General features: G+C 74.4%; 15 protein-coding genes and 1 riboswitch. Of the genes, 7 read left to right on the plus strand and 8 right to left on the minus strand.

The genetic code is table 11. The features are described 5' to 3' along the window. Nucleotides 1–127: 127 nt before the first annotated feature. Entirely contained in the window at nucleotides 128–1,495 is a 1,368-nt protein-coding gene (locus ACFU5J_RS07195) for an ABC transporter substrate-binding protein (RefSeq protein ID WP_430578256.1), read from the minus strand. A 281-nt stretch (nucleotides 1,496–1,776) separates the two neighbouring features. Here ACFU5J_RS07195 and ACFU5J_RS07200 point away from each other — a divergent pair, with 281 nt between their 5' ends. The 4 genes from ACFU5J_RS07200 to ACFU5J_RS07215 all read left to right on the plus strand — a co-directional run bounded on the left by ACFU5J_RS07200 (nucleotide 1,777) and on the right by ACFU5J_RS07215 (nucleotide 6,561). Then, nucleotides 1,777–3,180, plus strand: coding sequence for a glycoside hydrolase family 27 protein (locus tag ACFU5J_RS07200; protein WP_430578257.1), 1,404 nt, complete (start codon nucleotides 1,777–1,779; stop codon nucleotides 3,178–3,180). Nucleotides 3,181–3,299: 119 nt separating this feature from the next. Then, nucleotides 3,300–3,387, plus strand: a riboswitch (ZMP/ZTP riboswitch). 76 nt (nucleotides 3,388–3,463) lie between these two features. After that, the gene (glyA, locus tag ACFU5J_RS07205) at nucleotides 3,464–4,747 is read left to right on the plus strand and encodes a serine hydroxymethyltransferase (RefSeq protein WP_430574750.1); all 1,284 of its coding nucleotides are present in this window, start codon (nucleotides 3,464–3,466) and stop codon (nucleotides 4,745–4,747) included. Beyond that, complete coding sequence (locus tag ACFU5J_RS07210) at nucleotides 4,744–5,601, plus strand: bifunctional 5,10-methylenetetrahydrofolate dehydrogenase/5,10-methenyltetrahydrofolate cyclohydrolase (RefSeq protein WP_430574751.1); 858 nt, start codon at nucleotides 4,744–4,746, stop codon at nucleotides 5,599–5,601. The genes glyA and ACFU5J_RS07210 overlap by 4 nt, the downstream gene beginning before the upstream one ends. A gap of 96 nt (nucleotides 5,602–5,697) precedes the next feature. Continuing rightward, nucleotides 5,698–6,561: a polyphosphate kinase 2 family protein gene (locus ACFU5J_RS07215; protein WP_430578258.1), complete on the plus strand. Its 864-nt coding sequence runs from the start codon at nucleotides 5,698–5,700 to the stop codon at nucleotides 6,559–6,561. Nucleotides 6,562–6,564: 3 nt separating this feature from the next. On the opposite strand, the gene ACFU5J_RS07220 is transcribed toward ACFU5J_RS07215, so the two are convergent. After that, a complete protein-coding gene (locus tag ACFU5J_RS07220; protein ID WP_430578259.1) occupies nucleotides 6,565–7,980 on the minus strand; it encodes a glycosyltransferase family 2 protein in 1,416 nt (471 codons plus the stop codon). Then, on the minus strand, nucleotides 7,977–9,368 hold the full coding sequence (gene wecB / locus ACFU5J_RS07225) for a non-hydrolyzing UDP-N-acetylglucosamine 2-epimerase (protein WP_430578260.1): 1,392 nt from the start codon (nucleotides 9,366–9,368) through the stop codon (nucleotides 7,977–7,979). The genes ACFU5J_RS07220 and wecB overlap by 4 nt, the downstream gene beginning before the upstream one ends. 126 nt (nucleotides 9,369–9,494) lie before the next feature. Here wecB and ACFU5J_RS07230 point away from each other — a divergent pair, with 126 nt between their 5' ends. Both ACFU5J_RS07230 and ACFU5J_RS07235 read left to right on the plus strand, forming a co-directional pair. Continuing rightward, nucleotides 9,495–9,977, plus strand: a complete 483-nt coding sequence (locus ACFU5J_RS07230) for a VOC family protein (RefSeq protein ID WP_430574755.1) — start codon at nucleotides 9,495–9,497, stop codon at nucleotides 9,975–9,977. Between the two features lie 57 nt (nucleotides 9,978–10,034). Then, on the plus strand, nucleotides 10,035–10,856 hold the full coding sequence (locus ACFU5J_RS07235) for an exodeoxyribonuclease III (RefSeq protein WP_430575361.1): 822 nt from the start codon (nucleotides 10,035–10,037) through the stop codon (nucleotides 10,854–10,856). Nucleotides 10,857–10,950: 94 nt separating this feature from the next. Here the strand turns inward: ACFU5J_RS07235 and galK are convergent, their stop codons facing one another. The 5 genes from galK to ACFU5J_RS07260 form a co-directional block, all read right to left on the minus strand. Next, the gene (gene galK / locus ACFU5J_RS07240; RefSeq protein ID WP_430578261.1) at nucleotides 10,951–12,192 is read right to left on the minus strand and encodes a galactokinase; all 1,242 of its coding nucleotides are present in this window, start codon (nucleotides 12,190–12,192) and stop codon (nucleotides 10,951–10,953) included. Between the two features lie 70 nt (nucleotides 12,193–12,262). After that, nucleotides 12,263–13,417, minus strand: coding sequence for a P-loop NTPase (locus ACFU5J_RS07245; RefSeq protein WP_430578262.1), 1,155 nt, complete (start codon nucleotides 13,415–13,417; stop codon nucleotides 12,263–12,265). A 9-nt stretch (nucleotides 13,418–13,426) separates the two neighbouring features. Further along, nucleotides 13,427–13,993 carry an AAA family ATPase gene (locus tag ACFU5J_RS07250; protein WP_430578263.1) on the minus strand — a complete coding sequence of 189 codons (567 nt, stop codon included), beginning with the start codon at nucleotides 13,991–13,993 and terminating at the stop codon, nucleotides 13,427–13,429. A gap of 137 nt (nucleotides 13,994–14,130) precedes the next feature. Beyond that, on the minus strand, nucleotides 14,131–14,637 hold the full coding sequence (locus ACFU5J_RS07255; protein WP_430574759.1) for a DUF1003 domain-containing protein: 507 nt from the start codon (nucleotides 14,635–14,637) through the stop codon (nucleotides 14,131–14,133). Further along, nucleotides 14,630–15,901: a magnesium transporter MgtE N-terminal domain-containing protein gene (locus ACFU5J_RS07260; RefSeq protein ID WP_430574760.1), complete on the minus strand. Its 1,272-nt coding sequence runs from the start codon at nucleotides 15,899–15,901 to the stop codon at nucleotides 14,630–14,632. The genes ACFU5J_RS07255 and ACFU5J_RS07260 overlap by 8 nt, the downstream gene beginning before the upstream one ends. An 89-nt stretch (nucleotides 15,902–15,990) precedes the next feature. On the opposite strand from ACFU5J_RS07260, the gene ACFU5J_RS07265 reads away from it, so the two are divergent. Then, nucleotides 15,991–16,773, plus strand: a complete 783-nt coding sequence (locus ACFU5J_RS07265) for a general stress protein (protein ID WP_430578264.1) — start codon at nucleotides 15,991–15,993, stop codon at nucleotides 16,771–16,773. The last annotated feature ends 199 nt before the right edge of the window (nucleotides 16,774–16,972 follow it).

Consider the following 16,972-nt stretch of genomic DNA (forward strand, 5'->3'; position numbering starts at 1 on the left):
CGGGGCCGGGGGCGGGGGGGGGGGGGGCCCCCCACCCCCCCCCGGGGCGCGGGGGGGGGGGGGGGGGGGGGGGGGGGCCGGCGGGGGGGGGGGGCGCCCCCACCGCGAGGGGTGTGGGTGACGGGCGTCAGGGGGCGGTGCCGGCCGCGGCGGCCTGCTCGGCCTGCTCGTTCGACTGGTCCAGCAGCTCCTGCATGCGCGGCTGCACCTCGGCGAGGTAGTCCGCGGCCTTGGTCTTGCCGTCGAGGACGGGCTGGATCCCCACCCACAGCTCGTCGTACCACTCGGCCCCGTACGTGAACGACGCCGGCATCTCCCGCCCGTAGTCCTGGGCGATGTCGAGGAACTCCTGGCGGTTCTTCGGCTCGAGGGCGTCGTCCTCGTCGACCTCGGCCGCCCACTCCTCGGCGGTGTCGATCCGGTTCGGGATCTGCACGCTGGCGTCGACGAGGGTCTGCTGCGCGGACTCGTCCGTGGAGAGGTACGTCGCGAGCTTCACGGCGTCCTCGGGCAGCTTCGTGGTGTTCGAGACGCCGATGCCGAGAGAGCCGACCCAGGTGGCGGGCTCACCGGTCCTGCCGACCGGCCAGGGCATGAGGTCGTACTCGAAGTCGAGGTCGTTGTAGACGCTCATGTCCCACGGCCCGACCGGGAAGAACCCGATCTCGCCGGCCATGAAGCGCTGGTAGGTGTCGAGCGTCTGCGCCTGCTCGGGGTTCGGCGTGACGCCGTCCTCGTTCGTGAGGTCGGCGATGAACTGGATCGCCTCGGCGAACTCGGGCGTGTCCACGGTGACCTGCGTGTGGTCCTCGTTGGTCCAGTCGCCGCCGTTGCTCCACACGAAGGCCTGCGAGTTCCACTGCACGTTGAGGCCGGTGCCCCACTGGTCGGTCTCGCCGTCGCCGTCGGTGTCCTGCGTGAGCTTCTTGCAGATCTCGAGCCACTCGTCCCAGGTGAGGGGCTCGTCGGGGTCCGGCCGGTCGACGCCGGCCTCCTTCAGCAGGTCGGCGTTGTAGCCGAACGCGAACGGGCCGATGTCCTTCGGCAGGCCGTAGAGCTTGCCGTCGGGCGTGCCCTGGGTGGTGCCGTCGAAGCGGTAGGAGTCGACGCCGTAGGGCCAGACGTTGTCGAGGTCGACGCCCTGCTCGGCGACCTGGTCCGTGATGTCCATGAGCACGCCGGAGCTGACGTAGGACTGGAGGCTGGCCTGCTCGATGTAGAAGACGTCCGGGACCTTGTTCCCCGCGACCGCGGCCTGGAGCTTCTGGGCGTACTGGTCGGCCGAGGTGACGATCATCTTCACCTTCACGCCGGTGTCCTCGGTGAAGCGGTCGATGGCCTCCTGGTAGGCCTTCTTCTCGTCGTCGCCGCCACGGAACATGAACGTGAGCGTGCCGTCGTCGGAGCCGCTCCCGCCGCCGGAGCTGCAGGCGGTGACGGTGCCGGCGGCCACCACGGCTGTGACGATGCCGGCGATCAGGCGTGACTTCCTCATCACGGGGTCCTCTCGGAGATCCGGTCCGCGGCCGGGGCGGCGTCGCTCCGGGCGGTTTACATCGATGAAGAGCCATCGACGGCGCCCAATCTGACACGGGCCGCGCGCCGCGGTCAAGTGGCCCAGGTCACGGCTCTGCAACGATGAACAGCCGGGCGCCGGGGCCGCGCCGACGCGGCTCCGGGTGTCGCGGAGCGATTGACCGGGCCGGGCGGAGCGGGGCAGGATGGCCGCGTCTACAACGATGTACTCGGTGCCGGAGGGCGCCGCGAGGGGGAGCGATGCCGCACGACCCGACCGACCGGGCCGCCACCCGGGCCGCCAGCGCGCGGGCCGCGACGGCCCGCCCGCCCATGGGCTGGAACTCGTGGGACAGCTACGGCACCACCGTGACCGAGGACGAGGTGCTGGCCAACGCGCGGTTCCTGGCCGGGCACGACGGCGGGGCGATGGCCCGCGCGGGCTGGGACACCGTCGTCGTCGACATCCAGTGGTACGAGCCCACCGCGCGGCCCGGCGGCTACAACGACGCCGCCCCCGTGCTCTTCGACGAGCGCGGGTTCCTGCAGCCGGTGGTGGCGCGCTTCCCGTCGGCCGCCGAGGGCCGGGGCTTCGCGCCCCTCGCCGCCGCCGTGCACGACCTCGGCCTGCGGTTCGGCGTCCACCTCATGCGCGGCATCGCCCGCCGGGCCGTCGAGGCCGACCTGCCCGTGCCCGGCACGCCGTACCGCACCGGCGAGATCGCGGACCCCGCCAGCACCTGTCCGTGGAACTCCGACTGCTACGGGCTGCGGACCGACCACCCCGGCGCCCAGGCGTGGCTGGACGCGATGATCGACCACGTCGTCGGCTGGGGCGTCGACTTCCTCAAGGTCGACGACATGCTGGCGCCGTACCACGCGGGCGCCGTCGAGGCGCTGTCGCTCGCCGTCCGCCGGGCCGAGCTGCGGCACGGGAGGCGCGTCGTGGTGTCCCTGTCGCCCGGCACCGAGCTCTCCCTCGCGCACCTCGAGCACCTGCGCGAGCACGCCGACATGTGGCGCGTCTCCGACGACCTGTGGGACCGCTGGCCCGACGTCGAGGCGCAGCTCGGCCGCATGGCCCGCTGGGCGCCGCACTCGGGGCCCGCCGGCTGGGCCGACGCGGACATGCTGCCGCTGGGACGGATCGGCGTGCGCGCCGAGCGGGGTGCGCCGCGCCAGTCGCTGCTCACGACGGACGAGCGGCGCACGATGCTCACCCTGTGGTGCCTGGCCCGCTCGCCCCTGTTCGTGGGCGGCGACCTGCCCACCTCCGACGCCGCGACGGTCGCGGACCTCGTCCACCCCGGCGTCCTCGAGGTCGCCCACCGGTCCACCGGCGGGCGGGAGCTGCTGCGGGAGGGCGCCGCGGGCGCCGAGACGGTCGTCTGGGGCGCCGCCACGGGCGACGGCGAGGACGCCACGCGCTGGGTCGGGCTGTTCAGCACCGCGGACGAGCCGCGGCGCGTGCGCGTGCTCGCGGCCGCCGCCGGCCTGCCCGGGCGCCCCGCCGCCGTCGTCGACGTGTGGACCGGCGAGCGGGTGGCGCTCGGCGCCCCGGGGCCCGCGACGGGCGGCGACGGCGTGCTCGACCTCGAGGTCCCCGCGCACGGCGTGCGCCTGCTGCGCCTCGACGGCGCCGACCGCCCGGCGCCCGCCGCGTGAGGCGCGCCGCGACGGCGGCGGTCGGCCTGGCACGACGACGCCCGGCCCGTGGCGAGGTGGTCGGGAGGCGAACCGTCCCGCGGGAGCCACGGCGGCGGGCCGAGGGGATCGGCTAGGATCGCGAGAGTCGCGACTGGCGTACAGGTGGATCACCACCGGGGAGCGACGCGCTGTGCAGACGACGGGTCGTTCGCCTGGGCCCGGTCGCCCGATTGACACGATGGTCCGGCACCATGTCCGACATCGTCCGACCGCCGTCCGACACACAGCAGGAGAACGCCTGATGAGCACTCCCGACCCCACGTTCAACGCGCCCCTGGCGGAGCTCGACCCCGAGATCGCCGCCGTCCTCGACGGGGAGCTGGCCCGCCAGCGCGACACCCTCGAGATGATCGCGAGCGAGAACTTCGTCCCGCGTGCCGTCCTGCAGGCGCAGGGCAGCGTGCTCACCAACAAGTACGCCGAGGGCTACCCCGGCCGCCGCTACTACGGCGGCTGCGAGCAGGTCGACATCGCGGAGAACCTCGCGATCGCCCGCGCGAAGGACCTGTTCGGGGCCGAGGCCGCCAACGTGCAGCCGCACTCCGGCGCGCAGGCCAACGCGGCCGTGCTGCACGCCCTCATCAACGCCGGCGACAAGATCCTCGGCCTCGAGCTGGCCCACGGCGGCCACCTCACGCACGGCATGAAGATCAACTTCTCCGGCAAGCTCTACGACGTCGGCGCCTACGGCGTGGACCCGCAGTCGTACCGGATCGAGATGGACGAGGTGCGCAAGCGCGCCCTGGAGCACCGTCCCGACGTCATCATCGCGGGCTGGTCGGCGTACCCGCGCCACCTGGACTTCGCCGCGTTCCGCGAGGTCGCGGACGAGGTCGGCGCCAAGCTGTGGGTGGACATGGCCCACTTCGCGGGCCTCGTGGCCGCGGGCCTGCACCCGAGCCCCGTGCCGCACGCGGACGTCGTGAGCTCCACCGTGCACAAGACGATCGGCGGCCCGCGCTCCGGCTTCATCCTGAGCAAGGAGGAGTACGCCAAGAAGATCAACTCGGCCGTGTTCCCGGGCCAGCAGGGCGGCCCGCTCATGCACGTGATCGCGGCCAAGGCCGTGGCCTTCAAGGTCGCGGGCACCGACGAGTTCAAGGACCGCCAGGAGCGCACGCTGCGCGGCGCGCAGATCATCGCGGAGCGCCTGTCCCAGGCCGACGTGGCGGAGCAGGGGGTGTCCGTCCTCACCGGCGGCACCGACGTGCACCTGGTGCTCGTGGACCTGCGCCACTCGGCGCTCGACGGCCAGCAGGCCGAGGACCTCCTGCACGACGCGGGCATCACCGTGAACCGCAACGCCGTGCCGTTCGACCCTCGCCCGCCGCGCGTCACCTCCGGCCTGCGGATCGGCACGCCGGCGCTCGCCACCCGCGGGTTCGGCGACGCCGAGTTCACCGAGGTCGCCGACATCATCGCGGTCGCCCTGCGCGACGGCGCGGCGGCCGACGTCGACGCCCTCTCGGCCCGCGTCGCGAAGCTCACCGCCGACTTCCCGCTCTACCCCGGGCTGCAGCAGTGACGGCCCGGTTGCTGCCGGGCAAGCCGGTCGCGGACGCGGTCTTCGCGGACCTTGCCCCGCGGATCGACGCGCTCGTCGCCGCGGGGCACCGCCCCGGGCTCGGCACGATCCTCGTCGGGGACGACTCCGCGAGCGCCGGCTACATCCGGATGAAGATGGACAAGGCGACCGAGCTCGGGTTCACCTCGCCGCACATCCACCTGCCGCAGGACGCCACCCAGGCGGACGTGCTGGCGGCGGTGCGGGAGATGAACGACGCCGAGGACGTCGACTCCGTCCTCATCCAGAACCCGACGCCGCCGCAGATCGACTTCGACGCGGCCATGCTCGCGCTGGACCCGGACAAGGACGTCGACGGCCTGCACCCCGTGAACATGGGGCGCCTCGCGCTCGGGATGCCCGGCCCGGTGCCGGCGACCCCGGCGGGGATCGAGACGCTGCTGGCGCACCACGAGATCCCGGTCGCCGGTCGCGAGGTCTGCATCCTCGGCCGTGGCACGACGCTCGGGCGGCCCCTGGCCCTGCTGCTGTCGCAGAAGCGCCCGACGGCGAACGCGGCCGTCACCGTGGTCCACACCGGCGTGCCGGACTGGCCGGAGTACACCAGGCGTGCCGACATCGTGATCGCGGCCGCCGGTGTCCCGGGCATCCTGCAGCCCGAGCACCTGACGCCGGGCGTCACGGTGGTCGGTGGCGGTGTGCGGTACGAGGGCCGCAGGCTGCTGCCGGACGTGGACGAGTCGTGCGCGGAGGTCGCCGGGGCGATCACGCCGCGCGTCGGCGGCGTGGGGCCGACCACGATCGCCATGCTGTTCCGCAACGCGGTCGAGGCCGCCGAGCGATCGATCGCCTGACCGGCGGAGCGGTACGCGGCGCGACCCGCGACGACACCCGGGCCCGTCGACCCCGTTGGGGGCGACGGGCCCGGTCGCGTCCGCCATGATGTGCCCATGATCGCGAAGAGCCAGCGTGGGTGGTCGGGCGAGCCGGGCGAGCTGCTGCGGGTGGGCGAGGGGTTCCGCCTCGCGGACGTCGACCCGGGCTCGAAGCCCGGGTACGGCGGGAAGAAGAAGGACGGCGCCGCCGACCTCCGTGCCGGCGAGGAGGAGCTCGACGAGCTGCAGGAGCGCCTCTACGCCCAGAGCCGCGAGGACCCGTCCGCGCCGGCGGTGCTGCTCGTGCTGCAGGCGATGGACTCGGCGGGCAAGGGCGGCATCGTGCGCCACGTCATCGGCGCGACCGACCCGCAGGGCGTCCACCTGGTGGCGTTCAAGAAGCCGACGCCCGACGAGCTGGCCCACGACTTCCTGTGGCGGGTCGAGCGGGAGGTGCCGGCCGCGGGCTACATCGGCGTCTTCGACCGCTCGCACTACGAGGACGTCCTCATCGGGAGGGTGCGCGAGCTGGCGCCGCCCGAGGAGATCGAGCGGCGCTACGGCGCGATCAACGCGTTCGAGGCCGAGCTGGCCGCGCGGGGCACCCGCATCGTCAAGGTGATGCTGCACATCTCGCCCGAGGAGCAGAAGGCGCGGCTCGGTGAGCGGCTCGAGCGCCCCGACAAGCACTGGAAGTACAACCCGGGCGACGTCGACGAGCGGCTGCTGTGGCCCCGCTACATGGACGCGTTCCAGACCGTCTTCGAGCGCACCTCCACCGAGCACGCGCCCTGGTACGTCGTGCCGGCGAACGCCAAGTGGTACGCGCGCCTCGCGGTGCAGGCCCTGCTGCTGGACGCCCTGGAGGACATCGACCCGCAGTGGCCCGCGGCCACGTTCGACGTCGAGCACGAGAAGGCGCGCCTCGCCGCCTCGTGACGCTCAGCCGGCGACGGCGGGCACGGCCTCCTGCGCGACGTCGTCGGGCAGGTTGGCGTCGAGCGGCTCGCGGTCGGTCTTGGTCCACCCGCGGTGGCCGAGCAGCTCGCGGACCAGCGCCACGGTCACCACGGGCCACAGCAGCCACGTGTAGAGCATGTACGGGATCAGCCCGAAGACGGCGCGCAGGAACGGGTGCCGGCCGGGCTCCGTCGTCATGAGCAGGGTGAGGAAGCTCGGCACCAGGGTGAGCGTCGCGAAGAAGACCAGCGACGGCCACCAGCCGGAGACGAACGGCACGTCGCCGAACAGCCAGAACGCGAGCGACAGCACCAGCCCGAGCCCCATGAGCAGCTGGAGCAGCGGCATGAGCAGGTAGGCGACGTGGTCCAGCCGTGCGCCGACGGAGACCGGGGTCCTGAGCGCGCCGCGCAGGAGGGAGAACGCCTGCCAGTTGCCCTGCGCCCACCGCACGCGCTGCTTGAACAGGCGCCGCAGCCGGGTCACGCCCTGCTGGTCCACGCTGGTCAGCACCGTCTGGCGCCCGCGCCAGCCGGCGCGGACGAGGCGGACGCCGATGTCCTGGTCCTCGGTGAGGCGGTCGCGCCACGGGCCGCGCTCGACGCCCGGCGGCAGCCCCTCCGTGACGACGACGTCGTCCAGCGCGGCGAGCCGCACGTACTGGCCGTTGCCCCCCATGTTGGCCGTGCCCCAGGCCGACCGCCCCAGCTGGTAGACGTACGCCATGACGCCGAACTCGACGTCCTGCCCCCAGGTCAGGTAGTGCCGGCGGTTGTAGATGCGCACGAGCGCCTGCACACCGCCCACGCGCTCGTCCGTGAAGGCCCCGGCCAGGGCGCGCGGCGCGTCGGCGGGGATGCGCCCGTCGGCGTCGACGACGCCGACGACGACCCGCGTCGTCGGCCAGCCGGCGTACCGGCCGGTGAGGACCTCGTCGTGGACGAACTCCCACGCGTCGTCGAGACCCGCGGACTTGCCCACGCGGGCGTTCGGCAGCTCGCGGCGCAGCACCTTCAGCTCGGGCACCTCGGCGCGCAGCCGCGCGAGGACCTCGGGCGTCCCGTCGTCGGACCCGTCGTCGACGACGACGATCGCCTTGTGCGTGGCCTGGACGGCGACGAGGCGGCTGACGCTGTCGGCGATCGTCACCTCCTCGTTCAGCGCCGGGACGACGAAGACCCACAGGTACTCGTCCTCGTGCGCGGTCTCGGCGGCGCGGCGCTGCCGGCGACGTTCGAACCACGCCCGCACCACGAGCCACACGATCACCCCGACCGTGACGAGCGTGAGCGCGAGCAGGAACCACATGAGCACCTGCACGCCCACCGGCATCCCGCGGTACGGGTCCCACCACGGAGCCGTCGCGGCCACCGTCGCGGCGGTCGCGAGGCCGCTCACGCGGACGCCCCGATGGTCGGGGCGTCGTACGGGTCGGCCGTGGACCTCGGGGCGATGACGACGTCCTCGAGGTCCGGGGCGACGTGGTCCACGGGGGTGGGCTCGCGCACGAACCCGGGCCCGTCGACGGCGTCGGTGCGGCGGAACCCCGCCCACTCCAGCACCTGGGCGCGGACGAAGCCGGGGCCGGAGGTGTGCGGCACGGGCGAGTCGAAGACGAGGTGCTCCACCGCGTCCACGATGCGCTCCGCGGCGTGCCCGTCGCCGTAGGGGTTGGGCTGGCGCGAGAAGGCGGCGTGGGCGGCCGGGTCGGTCAGCACGCGGGTGGCGGCGGCGACGATCGTGCCGGTGTCGGTGCCGACCAGCTCGAGGGTGCCCGCCTCGACGCCCTCCGTGCGTTCCGTCGTGGTGCGCGCGACGAGCACGGGCACGCGGAGCGCCGGGGCCTCCTCCTGGATGCCGCCGGAGTCCGTGATCACCAGGGTCGACCGCGCCAGCAGGCGGGCGAACGTGTGGTACTCCATGGGCGCCGTGAGGGTCACGGCGGCGACGGCACCGAGCTCGTCGCGCACCGTCTGCGCCGCGCGGGGGTTCGGGTGCACCGGGACGACGAAGCGGACGTCCGGGTGCGCGTCGGCCAGCTCGTGCACGGCCCGAGCGATGCTCGCGATGCCCCCGTTCCAGTTCTCCCGGCGGTGGGCGGTGACGGTGACGACGCGCGACGCCGTGTCGTCCTCCAGCCACGCCAGCTCGGGCCGGCCGTACGGCACCTGGCGGGCGGCCGCCCAGCGCAGCGCGTCGATGCCGGTGTTGCCGGTGACGAACGTGCGCCCGATGTCGACGCCCTCGCGCACCAGGTTCTGCACGTTGCTGCGGGTGGGCGCCGCGTGGAAGGAGGCGATGCGCGCGACGAGCTGGCGGTTGAGCTCCTCGGGGAAGGGCGAGAGCGTGGTCCCCGTGCGCAGGCCGGCCTCGACGTGGAGCACGGGGATGCGCAGGTGGAACGCGGCGACCGCGGCCGCGGCGGCGCTGGACGTGTCGCCGTGCACGATGCAGGCGGCGGGGTAGTGGTCCTCGCGGACGCGACCGCTGATCCGCTCGGGGGGAGGTCCGTACCGCCCGGTGACGAACTCGTCGAGCCCGGCGATCACCGACGAGGACAGCTGGTTCAGCGTCAGGCCCGGGCGGCCGACGCCGAGGTCGCCGGCCACCGCGCAGCCGGCCTCCTGCAGCACGTGGTCGACGAGCTCCTTGTGCTGCCCGGTCGTGACGACGACCGGGCGCAGCCGCGGATGCTCCTGCAGGCGCTGGATCAGGGGGAACAGCTTGATGGCCTCCGGGCGGGTGCCCAGGACGACCAGGATCTCGGGGCTGACGGGAAGCGGCATGTCTCTACCTTCGTCGGACATTCGGCCGATGGGATGCACCGACACCGATGATTTCCGGTTCGTCGCGCGGTCGGGACGTGTGCCGCGCCGGCCGCGAGGGACGGTGCCCGTCAGGAGGGAGCGGTCATGGTGACCGCACGCACGCACCTGTGGTTCGGGAACAACCGCGCGCACGAGGCGGCGGCCTTCTATGCCGAGCACATCCCTGGGTCGTCGGTGGACTCCGTGCTCACGTCGCCCGAGGGGGTGCCGGGAGCCGAGGCCGGCGAACCGTTCGTCGTCGAGTTCACCGTAGCCGGGCTTCCTGTGACCGGCCTGAACGCCGGCCCCGAGTTCCAGCTGAACGAGGCCTTCAGCTTCTACCTGCGCGTCGACTCTCAGGAGGAGGTGGACCGCTACTGGGACGTCCTCACGTCCGACGGCGGCGAGCCCGGGCCGTGCGGCTGGTGCAAGGACAGGTTCGGCATCTCCTGGCAGGTGATCCCGAAGCAGCTCGAGGAGCTGTCCGGCGACTACACGACCGAGGCGAACCTGCGCACCATGAACGCGATGCTGACGATGGGCAAGATCGACGTCGCCGCGCTGGAGGCCGCCTACCGCGGGGAGTGACGCACCCGACGTCGCGCGGCTGCGGAGGTGTCGGCGTCCTGTGATGGGATGTCGGGCGTGCTGACCGTCGCCACCGCCAACGTCAACGGCATCCGTGCCGCCTTCCGCCGCCGCATGGACACCTGGATCGCCGCCCGCACCCCCGACATCCTGCTGCTGCAGGAGGTGCGCGCCCCCGACGAGCTGGTCCACGAGTACCTCGACGGCTGGCACGTGGCGCACCTGCCCAGCGAGATCAAGGGCCGCGCCGGCGTGGCGGTCGCGTCGCGGCTGCCGCTCCAGGCCGTGCGCACGGGCCTGGCCGCCCACGGTCCGGACGGCGAGCCCGAGCCGCCCGTCGACACCGGCCGCTGGGTCGAGGCCGACGTCGAGCTGCCCGGGGGCGGCCTGCTCACCGCCGTCTCGGCGTACCTGCACTCCGGGTCCACCGGCGCGGGGCAGGAGCACACGATGGTCGCCAAGTACGCGCACCTCGACAAGGTCACCGCCCGCCTGGCCGAGCTCGCCGCCGCCGACCGCCCGGCCGTGGTGGCCGGCGACCTCAACATCGCGCACCGCAACGCGGACATCGCGAACTGGAAGGGCAACCTCAAGAACGCCGGCTTCCTGCCGGAGGAGCGCGCCTACGTCGACCGGTGGACCGGCGAGCTCGGCTGGGCCGACCTCGGTCGGGAGCACGGCGGCGAGGGCCCCGGCCCGTTCACGTGGTGGTCGTGGCGCGGGCAGTCGTACGTCAACGACCGCGGCTGGCGCATCGACTACCAGCTCGCCAACCCGGCGCTCGCGGCCCGCGCCGTCAAGGTCGAGGTCGACCGCGCGCCCACCTACGACGAGCGATGGAGCGACCACGCGCCCGTCGTCGCCACCTACGACCTGTAGTCGTCCGTGCGGCCACCGCCGAGCCTCGGCGGTGGCCGCACGGACACATCGCCTGCCGGAGCGCGTCGTCGGCGATCACGCAGGCGGTGATCGGTCAGGCGGTGCGGCCCGCGGGGGCCGACGGCGGCGCGAGGAGGAAGCCCGGCGCGCGCAGCCCGGCGTCGTCGAACGCGGCCTGGACGGCCGCGACGACCGCGTCGACGTCGCCCGCGCGCACGAGCGCGATCGCGGAGCCGCCGAACCCGCCGCCGGTCATGCGGGCGCCCAGCGCGCCCGCGCCGAGCGCGGCGTCGACGACGAGGTCGAGCTCGCGGGCCGAGACCTCGTAGTCGTCCCGCAGCGAGGTGTGGGAGGCGATCATCAGCGGCCCGACCTCGGCGACGCGGCCGGCGGTGACGAGGTCGCGGAAGCGGGCGGTGCGCTCGATCTCGGTGACCACGTGCTGCACGCGCCGGCGCAGCACGCCGTCGGGGTCGTGCGGTGCGAGCGCGGCGAGGGTCTCGGCGAGCTGCTCCGGGTCCACGTCGCGCAGGGTCGGGACCCCGAGCAGCGCCGCGGCGCGCTCGCAGGTGGCGCGCCGCTCGGCGTACTGGCCGTCGACGAGGGCGTGCTCGGCCCGCGTGTCGACCACGAGCAGCGTGAGGCCCGCGGCCTCCAGGTCGAACGGCACCGGCGTGCCGGACTCCAGCGCGGACAGCCCCGGGCGGGAGTCCACGAGCAGGGCGTGCCCGGCGGTGCAGCGCAGCGAGGCGGCCTGGTCCATGCCGCCCGTCGGCGCACCGGCGATCTCGTTCTCCGCGCGCACGCACGCCTCCACGAGCGTCGCCCGGCCGGCGTCGTCGCCCGCGAGGCCCAGCCCGCCGGTCTCGTCGAGCGCGACGGCCACCGCGCACTCGAGGGCCGCCGAGGAGGACAGCCCGGCGCCGAACGGCACGCACGAGTCGACGACGGCGTCGAAGCCGCGGACGCCGTGGCCGGCCTCGCCGAGCGCCCACGCGACGCCGGCGACGTACGCGCCCCAGCCGGAGACGGCGCCGGGGGCGACGTCGGCCAGCCGGGCCGTCCAGAGCCTGCCCGGGGCCTGCGCGGAGCCGAGGCGGACGACGTCGTCGTCCCGGTGCCGCAGGGCGACGTAGGTGCGGTGCGGCAGCGCCGTCGGCAGCGCCAGGCCGCCGTTGTAGTCGGTGTGCTCGCCGATGAGGTTGACGCGGCCCGGGGCCGACCAGACGCCGTCGGGCTCACCGCCGTCGTCCGCGAAGACCCGCGCGAACAGGTCGCGCACGCGCTTCGCCCCCTCGTCGTCGGACCAGGACTCGAGCCACTCGGGCGTGCTCATGGCGGGACAGCTCCTTCGCAGGGGACGGCGGTGGCGCGCCGGCAGGGCGCCCGGGGGAGGGTATCGCGCGTCAGCCGGTGACGGGGCTGAGGTTCAGCCGCAGGCCGGCGAGCCCGCGCGACCGCCCGGCCAGCGCGCGGGCCACGTCGCGCAGCACGCGCGCCCCGGCGGAGTTGGGGTCGCTGAGCACCACGGGGGTGCCGTCGTCGCCCGCGGCGCGGACCGCCACGTCGAGCGGCACCTGGCCGAGCAGCGGCACCGCCGTCCCGAGCGTGGCGCCCAGCCGGTCCGCGACGCGCTGCCCGCCGCCCGAGCCGAACACCTCGAGGCGCGTCCCGTCCGGCTGCTCCAGCCAGGACATGTTCTCCACGACGCCCACCACGCCCTGCGACGTCTGCGTGGCGATCGACCCGGCGCGCTCCGCGACCTCGGCCGCCGCGGCCTGCGGCGTCGTGACCACGACGATCTCGCTCCCCGGCAGCAGCTGCGCCACGGAGATCGCGATGTCGCCGGTGCCGGGCGGCAGGTCGAGCAGCAGCACGTCGAGGTCGCCCCAGAACACGTCCGCGAGGAACTGCTCCAGCGCGCGGTGCAGCATCGGCCCGCGCCACACGACCGGCTGCCCCGCGGGCACGAACATGCCGATCGACACGACCTTCACGCCGTGCTCGATGGGGGGCAGCAGCATGGAGTCCACGCGCGTCGGCTGGCGGTCCACGCCGAGCATGCGAGGGATGGAGAAGCCGTAGATGTCGGCGTCGACGACGCCCACGCTGAGCCCGTCGGCCGCCATCGCCGCCGCGAGGTTCGCCGTCACGCTCGACTTGCCGACACCGCCCTTGCCGGAGGCGATCGCGTACACCTTGGTCAGCGAGCCGGGCTGCGCGAACGGGATCACCGGGTCGCCCGTGCCCCCGCGGAGCGTGGAGCGCAGCGACTGCCGCTGCTCGGGCGTCATGACGCCCAGCTGCACGTCCACGCCCGTCACGTCGTCGACCGCCTCGACGGCGGCGGTGACGTCGCGCACCAGGGTGGACTTCATGGGGCAGCCGGCCACCGTGAGGTCGACGCCCACCGTCACGTGGCCGCCGTCGCGCACGTCGACGGAGCGGACCATGCCGAGGTCGGTGATGGGGCGGCGGATCTCCGGGTCGACCACCGACGTGAGGGCGGTGCGGACGCGGTCGCTCAGCGGTCGGGGGCCGTCGGGGGAGCCGGTGGTCATGCCTCGATCCTAGGCGCGGCGGGTGGCGGTGCCGGTGCGTCGTGGGTCACGGCCGGAGAGGACCGCCGCGACGCGGTGCGCCAGGAGCGTGACGTCCACCGGACCGCCGGTGTCCACCCGCAGGACGGGTCCGAGCGCGAGCGGCGCGCCGTGCTCCGCCCACCGGGCCCAGTCGGCGGCGAGGTCGCGGCCGTCCGCGTGCACCGGGTGCCGGGCGGCGGCGCGGGCCTCGAACCGCTCGCGCGCGACGTCGGGCGGCACGTTGCACCAGACCTCGACGACGGCGTCCGCACCCGCCGTGGCCAGGCCGCGCAGCGCGTGGTCCAGGTCCCGGGGCCGGAACCACCAGGACTCGACCACGACGCGCGGCAGGGGGGCCGCCGCCAGCCGCCAGAGCGCCTCCGCGGCGGCGATGCCGACGCCGGGGTACGCGGCCGGGTCGACGGCGTCCGCCAGCGCCTCCTTGAGGGCGTCCTTGGCCAGGAGCGGAGTGCCGAGCCGGGCCGCGAGCGGGGCGGCGAGCGTCGTCTTGCCGGAGCCGGGGAGCCCGTTCACCAGCACCACCTGCCGAGCCACGCGTCCTCCTGCGTCCGTTCCGGCCGTCCCGTGCGATCCCTGCCCCGGGAGGTTAGCGGTTCGGGCGGGCAGTGCCGCGGCGCGCCGCCCGGCGCGTCCCGGCCACGCCGGCCGGTGGGCGTCCGGGCGGGGAGGGGTCAGGACGGCGAGGCGTCCCGGCTGCGCTCCGACTCCTTCTCGTCCAGCTCCTCGAGCAGGTTGCGGATCTCCGAGCGGACGAAGTCGCGCGTCGCGACCTCGCCCAGCGCGATCCGCAGCGCCGCCATCTCGCGCGCCAGGTACTCCGTGTCCGCGAGGTTGCGCTCGGCGCGCTGACGGTCCTGCTCGGCGGTGACCCGGTCGCGGTCGTCCTGCCGGTTCTGCGCGAGCAGGATGAGCGGCGCCGCGTAGCTCGCCTGCAGCGAGAGCATGAGCGTCAGCGCCGTGAAGCCGTTCGACGCGCTGTCGAACCGCAGCGCCTCCGGCCCCCACGAGTTCCAGGCCAGCCACACCGCGCAGAACACGGTGAGGTAGATGAGGAACCGGGGCGTGCCGAGGAAGCGGGCGATCCCCTCCGTGGCGCGGCCCACCGCGTCCTGGTCCATCTGCGGCCGCGGGATGAGGGTGCGCCGCGCCTCCTTCGGCTGGTCGAGGCGGTCAGCCACGCGGCACCTCCTCCATGTCCTCGTCCACGTGCTCGCGCCAGTCGTCGGGGAGGATGTGGTCCAGCACGTCGTCCACGGACACCGCGCCCAGCAGCCGCTTCTCGGTGTCGAGCACCGGCAGCGCGAGCAGGTCGTAGGCCGCCAGCAGGCGCGTCACCCGCCCGACGGGGGCGTCCGGGGTGAGCCACTCCGTGTCCGTGTCCAGCACCGACCCCACCGACGCGTGCGGGGGCTCCCGCAGCAGGCGCTGGAAGTGCGCGACGCCGAGGAACCGGCCCGTGGGCGTCTCCAGCGGCGGCCGGGCCACGAACACCATCGACGCCAGCGCCGGCGGCAGGTCCTGCTTGCGGATCTGCGCCAGGGCGGTCGCGATCGACGTCTCCGGGCCGAGGATCACCGGCTCCGTGGTCATGAGGCCGCCCGCCGTGTCCTCGTCGTAGGACAGCAGGCGGCGCACGTCCTTCGCCTCCTCCGGCTCCATCAGCTCCAGGAGGCGGGTGGCCTGCTCGTCGGGCAGCTCGTTCAGCAGGTCGGCCGCGTCGTCCGGCTGCATCGCCTCGAGCACGTCGGCGGCGCGGCCCGAGTCGAGGCGGGACACGATCGAGACCTGGTCGTCCTCCGGCAGCTCCTCGAGGACGTCGGCCAGCCGCTCGTCGTCGAGGGCGCTCGCCACCTCCAGGCGGCGCGTGTCGCCCAGCTCGTGCAGCACGTCGGCCAGGTCGGCCGGGCGCAGGTCCTCGTACGCCTCCAGCAGCTTCGTGGCGCCCTGCTCGGCCGTGGACCCCGCGAGGCCGGTGACCGCGGTGACCGGCACGACGAGCGTCTCGCCGCGCCGCCGCAGCGACAGCCCCCGCGCGGGCTGCCCGCGCCGCACGAAGAGCTGGTCCACCAGCCAGTCGCCCGTGCGCTGGCGCGTGATCGACAGGTCCTCGACCGTCGCCTCGCCCGAGCCGTCCGTGAACCGCACCGTGCGGTCCAGCAGCTCGCCCAGCACCAGCGACTCCATCGCCCGTTGCTCGAAGCGGCGCATGTTGAGCAGCCCGGTCGAGATCACCTGGCCCGCGTCGATCGCCGTCACCCGCGTCAGCGGGAGGAAGACGCGCCGGCGACCCGGGACCTCGACGACCAGCCCGACGGCGCGGGGCGCGCCCTTGGCGCGGATCAGCACGACGGCGTCGCGCACGCGCCCCACCTCGTCACCGATCGGGTCGAAGACCTGGGTGCCGGCGAGCCGTGCCACGAAGACCCTCGTTGCCGCGCTCACGTCGGTCAGCCTACGCGGGGCGGCCCCGTCGGTCCTGGTAGGGGGCACGCGGTGTGGTGCCGGGGGCTGGACTGGGCCAGACTGGGCGAATGAGCTTCAGCCGCCCGAACGCCGTGCCCCGCGTCCCGACCCCGCCCGCCGGGGACGAGGTCGCCGCGTACGACACCTACCTCGAGGCCCAGCAGGCGGTCGACTACCTGTCGGACCACAAGTTCGCCGTCGAGCACGTCACCATCGTCGGCACCGACCTGCGCATGGTCGAGCGGGTCACCGGGCGGCTCACCTACGGCCGCGTGGCGCTCGCGGGCGCGCTCTCCGGCGCGTGGTTCGGCTTCTTCGTCGGCCTGCTCCTCAGCCTGTTCGGCGGCACGACGGCGGGCGGTGTCCTGCTGGTCGCCATCGGCCTCGGCGCCGGGTTCGGCCTGCTCTTCTCGGTGCTGTCGTACGCGCTGACCGGCGGGCGTCGTGACTTCACGTCGTCGTCGCAGATCGTCGCGTCCACGTACGCCATCCTCTGCGCCACCGAGCACGCCGGCGACGCCCGGTCCATGCTGCTCGAGTCCCCGGGCGGGCTGGGCAAGGCGCGCCGTGGCTCGACGGCGCCCGCCCCGGTGGTCCCGGCGCCCGGCGCACCCGTCGCGACCGCCCCCGCAGCCCCCGCCGCGCCCCGGACCCCGGACCCCCGCTGGACCACGCCGAGCGGCGCCCCGCGGTACGGCGCCATGCGCCCCACGGAGGAGCAGCCCCCGGCCCCGCAGGCACCCCCGGCCCCGGCGCAGCCGGCGGAGCCGACGGAGCCGCAGGCTCCCGAGCAGCCGGAGGGCACGGAGCCGAAGGCGACGGACGACCCCTACCGTCCGCCCCAGCCCTGATCGGTCTCAGGTCGGCAGTCCGTACTCGGGTCGGTACATATGTGTGCCGACCCGAGTACGGACTGCCGAACTGTCGAGCCTGCCCCCAGGACGGGCCCGTCCACAGGTCGACACGGGCCGCCGCACGGCTCTCCGGGCTCCCGAGACACTGCCGGCATGGCGAACGGGAGCAGCAGGATCGTCCTGGCACGTGAGGTGC

It is taken from the genome of Isoptericola sp. NPDC057559 (assembly GCF_042801555.1).
Lineage (GTDB): Bacteria > Actinomycetota > Actinomycetes > Actinomycetales > Cellulomonadaceae > Isoptericola.

Bases quoted from the DNA above. Each gene is read 5' to 3' on its own strand.
- ACFU5J_RS07195 (WP_430578256.1), bottom strand. From the start codon at position 1,495: ATGAGGAAGTCACGCCTGATCGCCGGCATCGTCACAGCCGTGGTGGCC.
- ACFU5J_RS07200 (WP_430578257.1), top strand. From the start codon at position 1,777: ATGCCGCACGACCCGACCGACCGGGCCGCCACCCGGGCCGCCAGCGCG.
- glyA (WP_430574750.1), top strand. From the start codon at position 3,464: ATGAGCACTCCCGACCCCACGTTCAACGCGCCCCTGGCGGAGCTCGAC.
- ACFU5J_RS07215 (WP_430578258.1), top strand. From the start codon at position 5,698: ATGATCGCGAAGAGCCAGCGTGGGTGGTCGGGCGAGCCGGGCGAGCTG.
- wecB (WP_430578260.1), bottom strand. From the start codon at position 9,368: ATGCCGCTTCCCGTCAGCCCCGAGATCCTGGTCGTCCTGGGCACCCGC.
- ACFU5J_RS07230 (WP_430574755.1), top strand. From the start codon at position 9,495: ATGGTGACCGCACGCACGCACCTGTGGTTCGGGAACAACCGCGCGCAC.
- galK (WP_430578261.1), bottom strand. From the start codon at position 12,192: ATGAGCACGCCCGAGTGGCTCGAGTCCTGGTCCGACGACGAGGGGGCG.
- ACFU5J_RS07245 (WP_430578262.1), bottom strand. From the start codon at position 13,417: ATGACCACCGGCTCCCCCGACGGCCCCCGACCGCTGAGCGACCGCGTC.
- ACFU5J_RS07265 (WP_430578264.1), top strand. From the start codon at position 15,991: ATGAGCTTCAGCCGCCCGAACGCCGTGCCCCGCGTCCCGACCCCGCCC.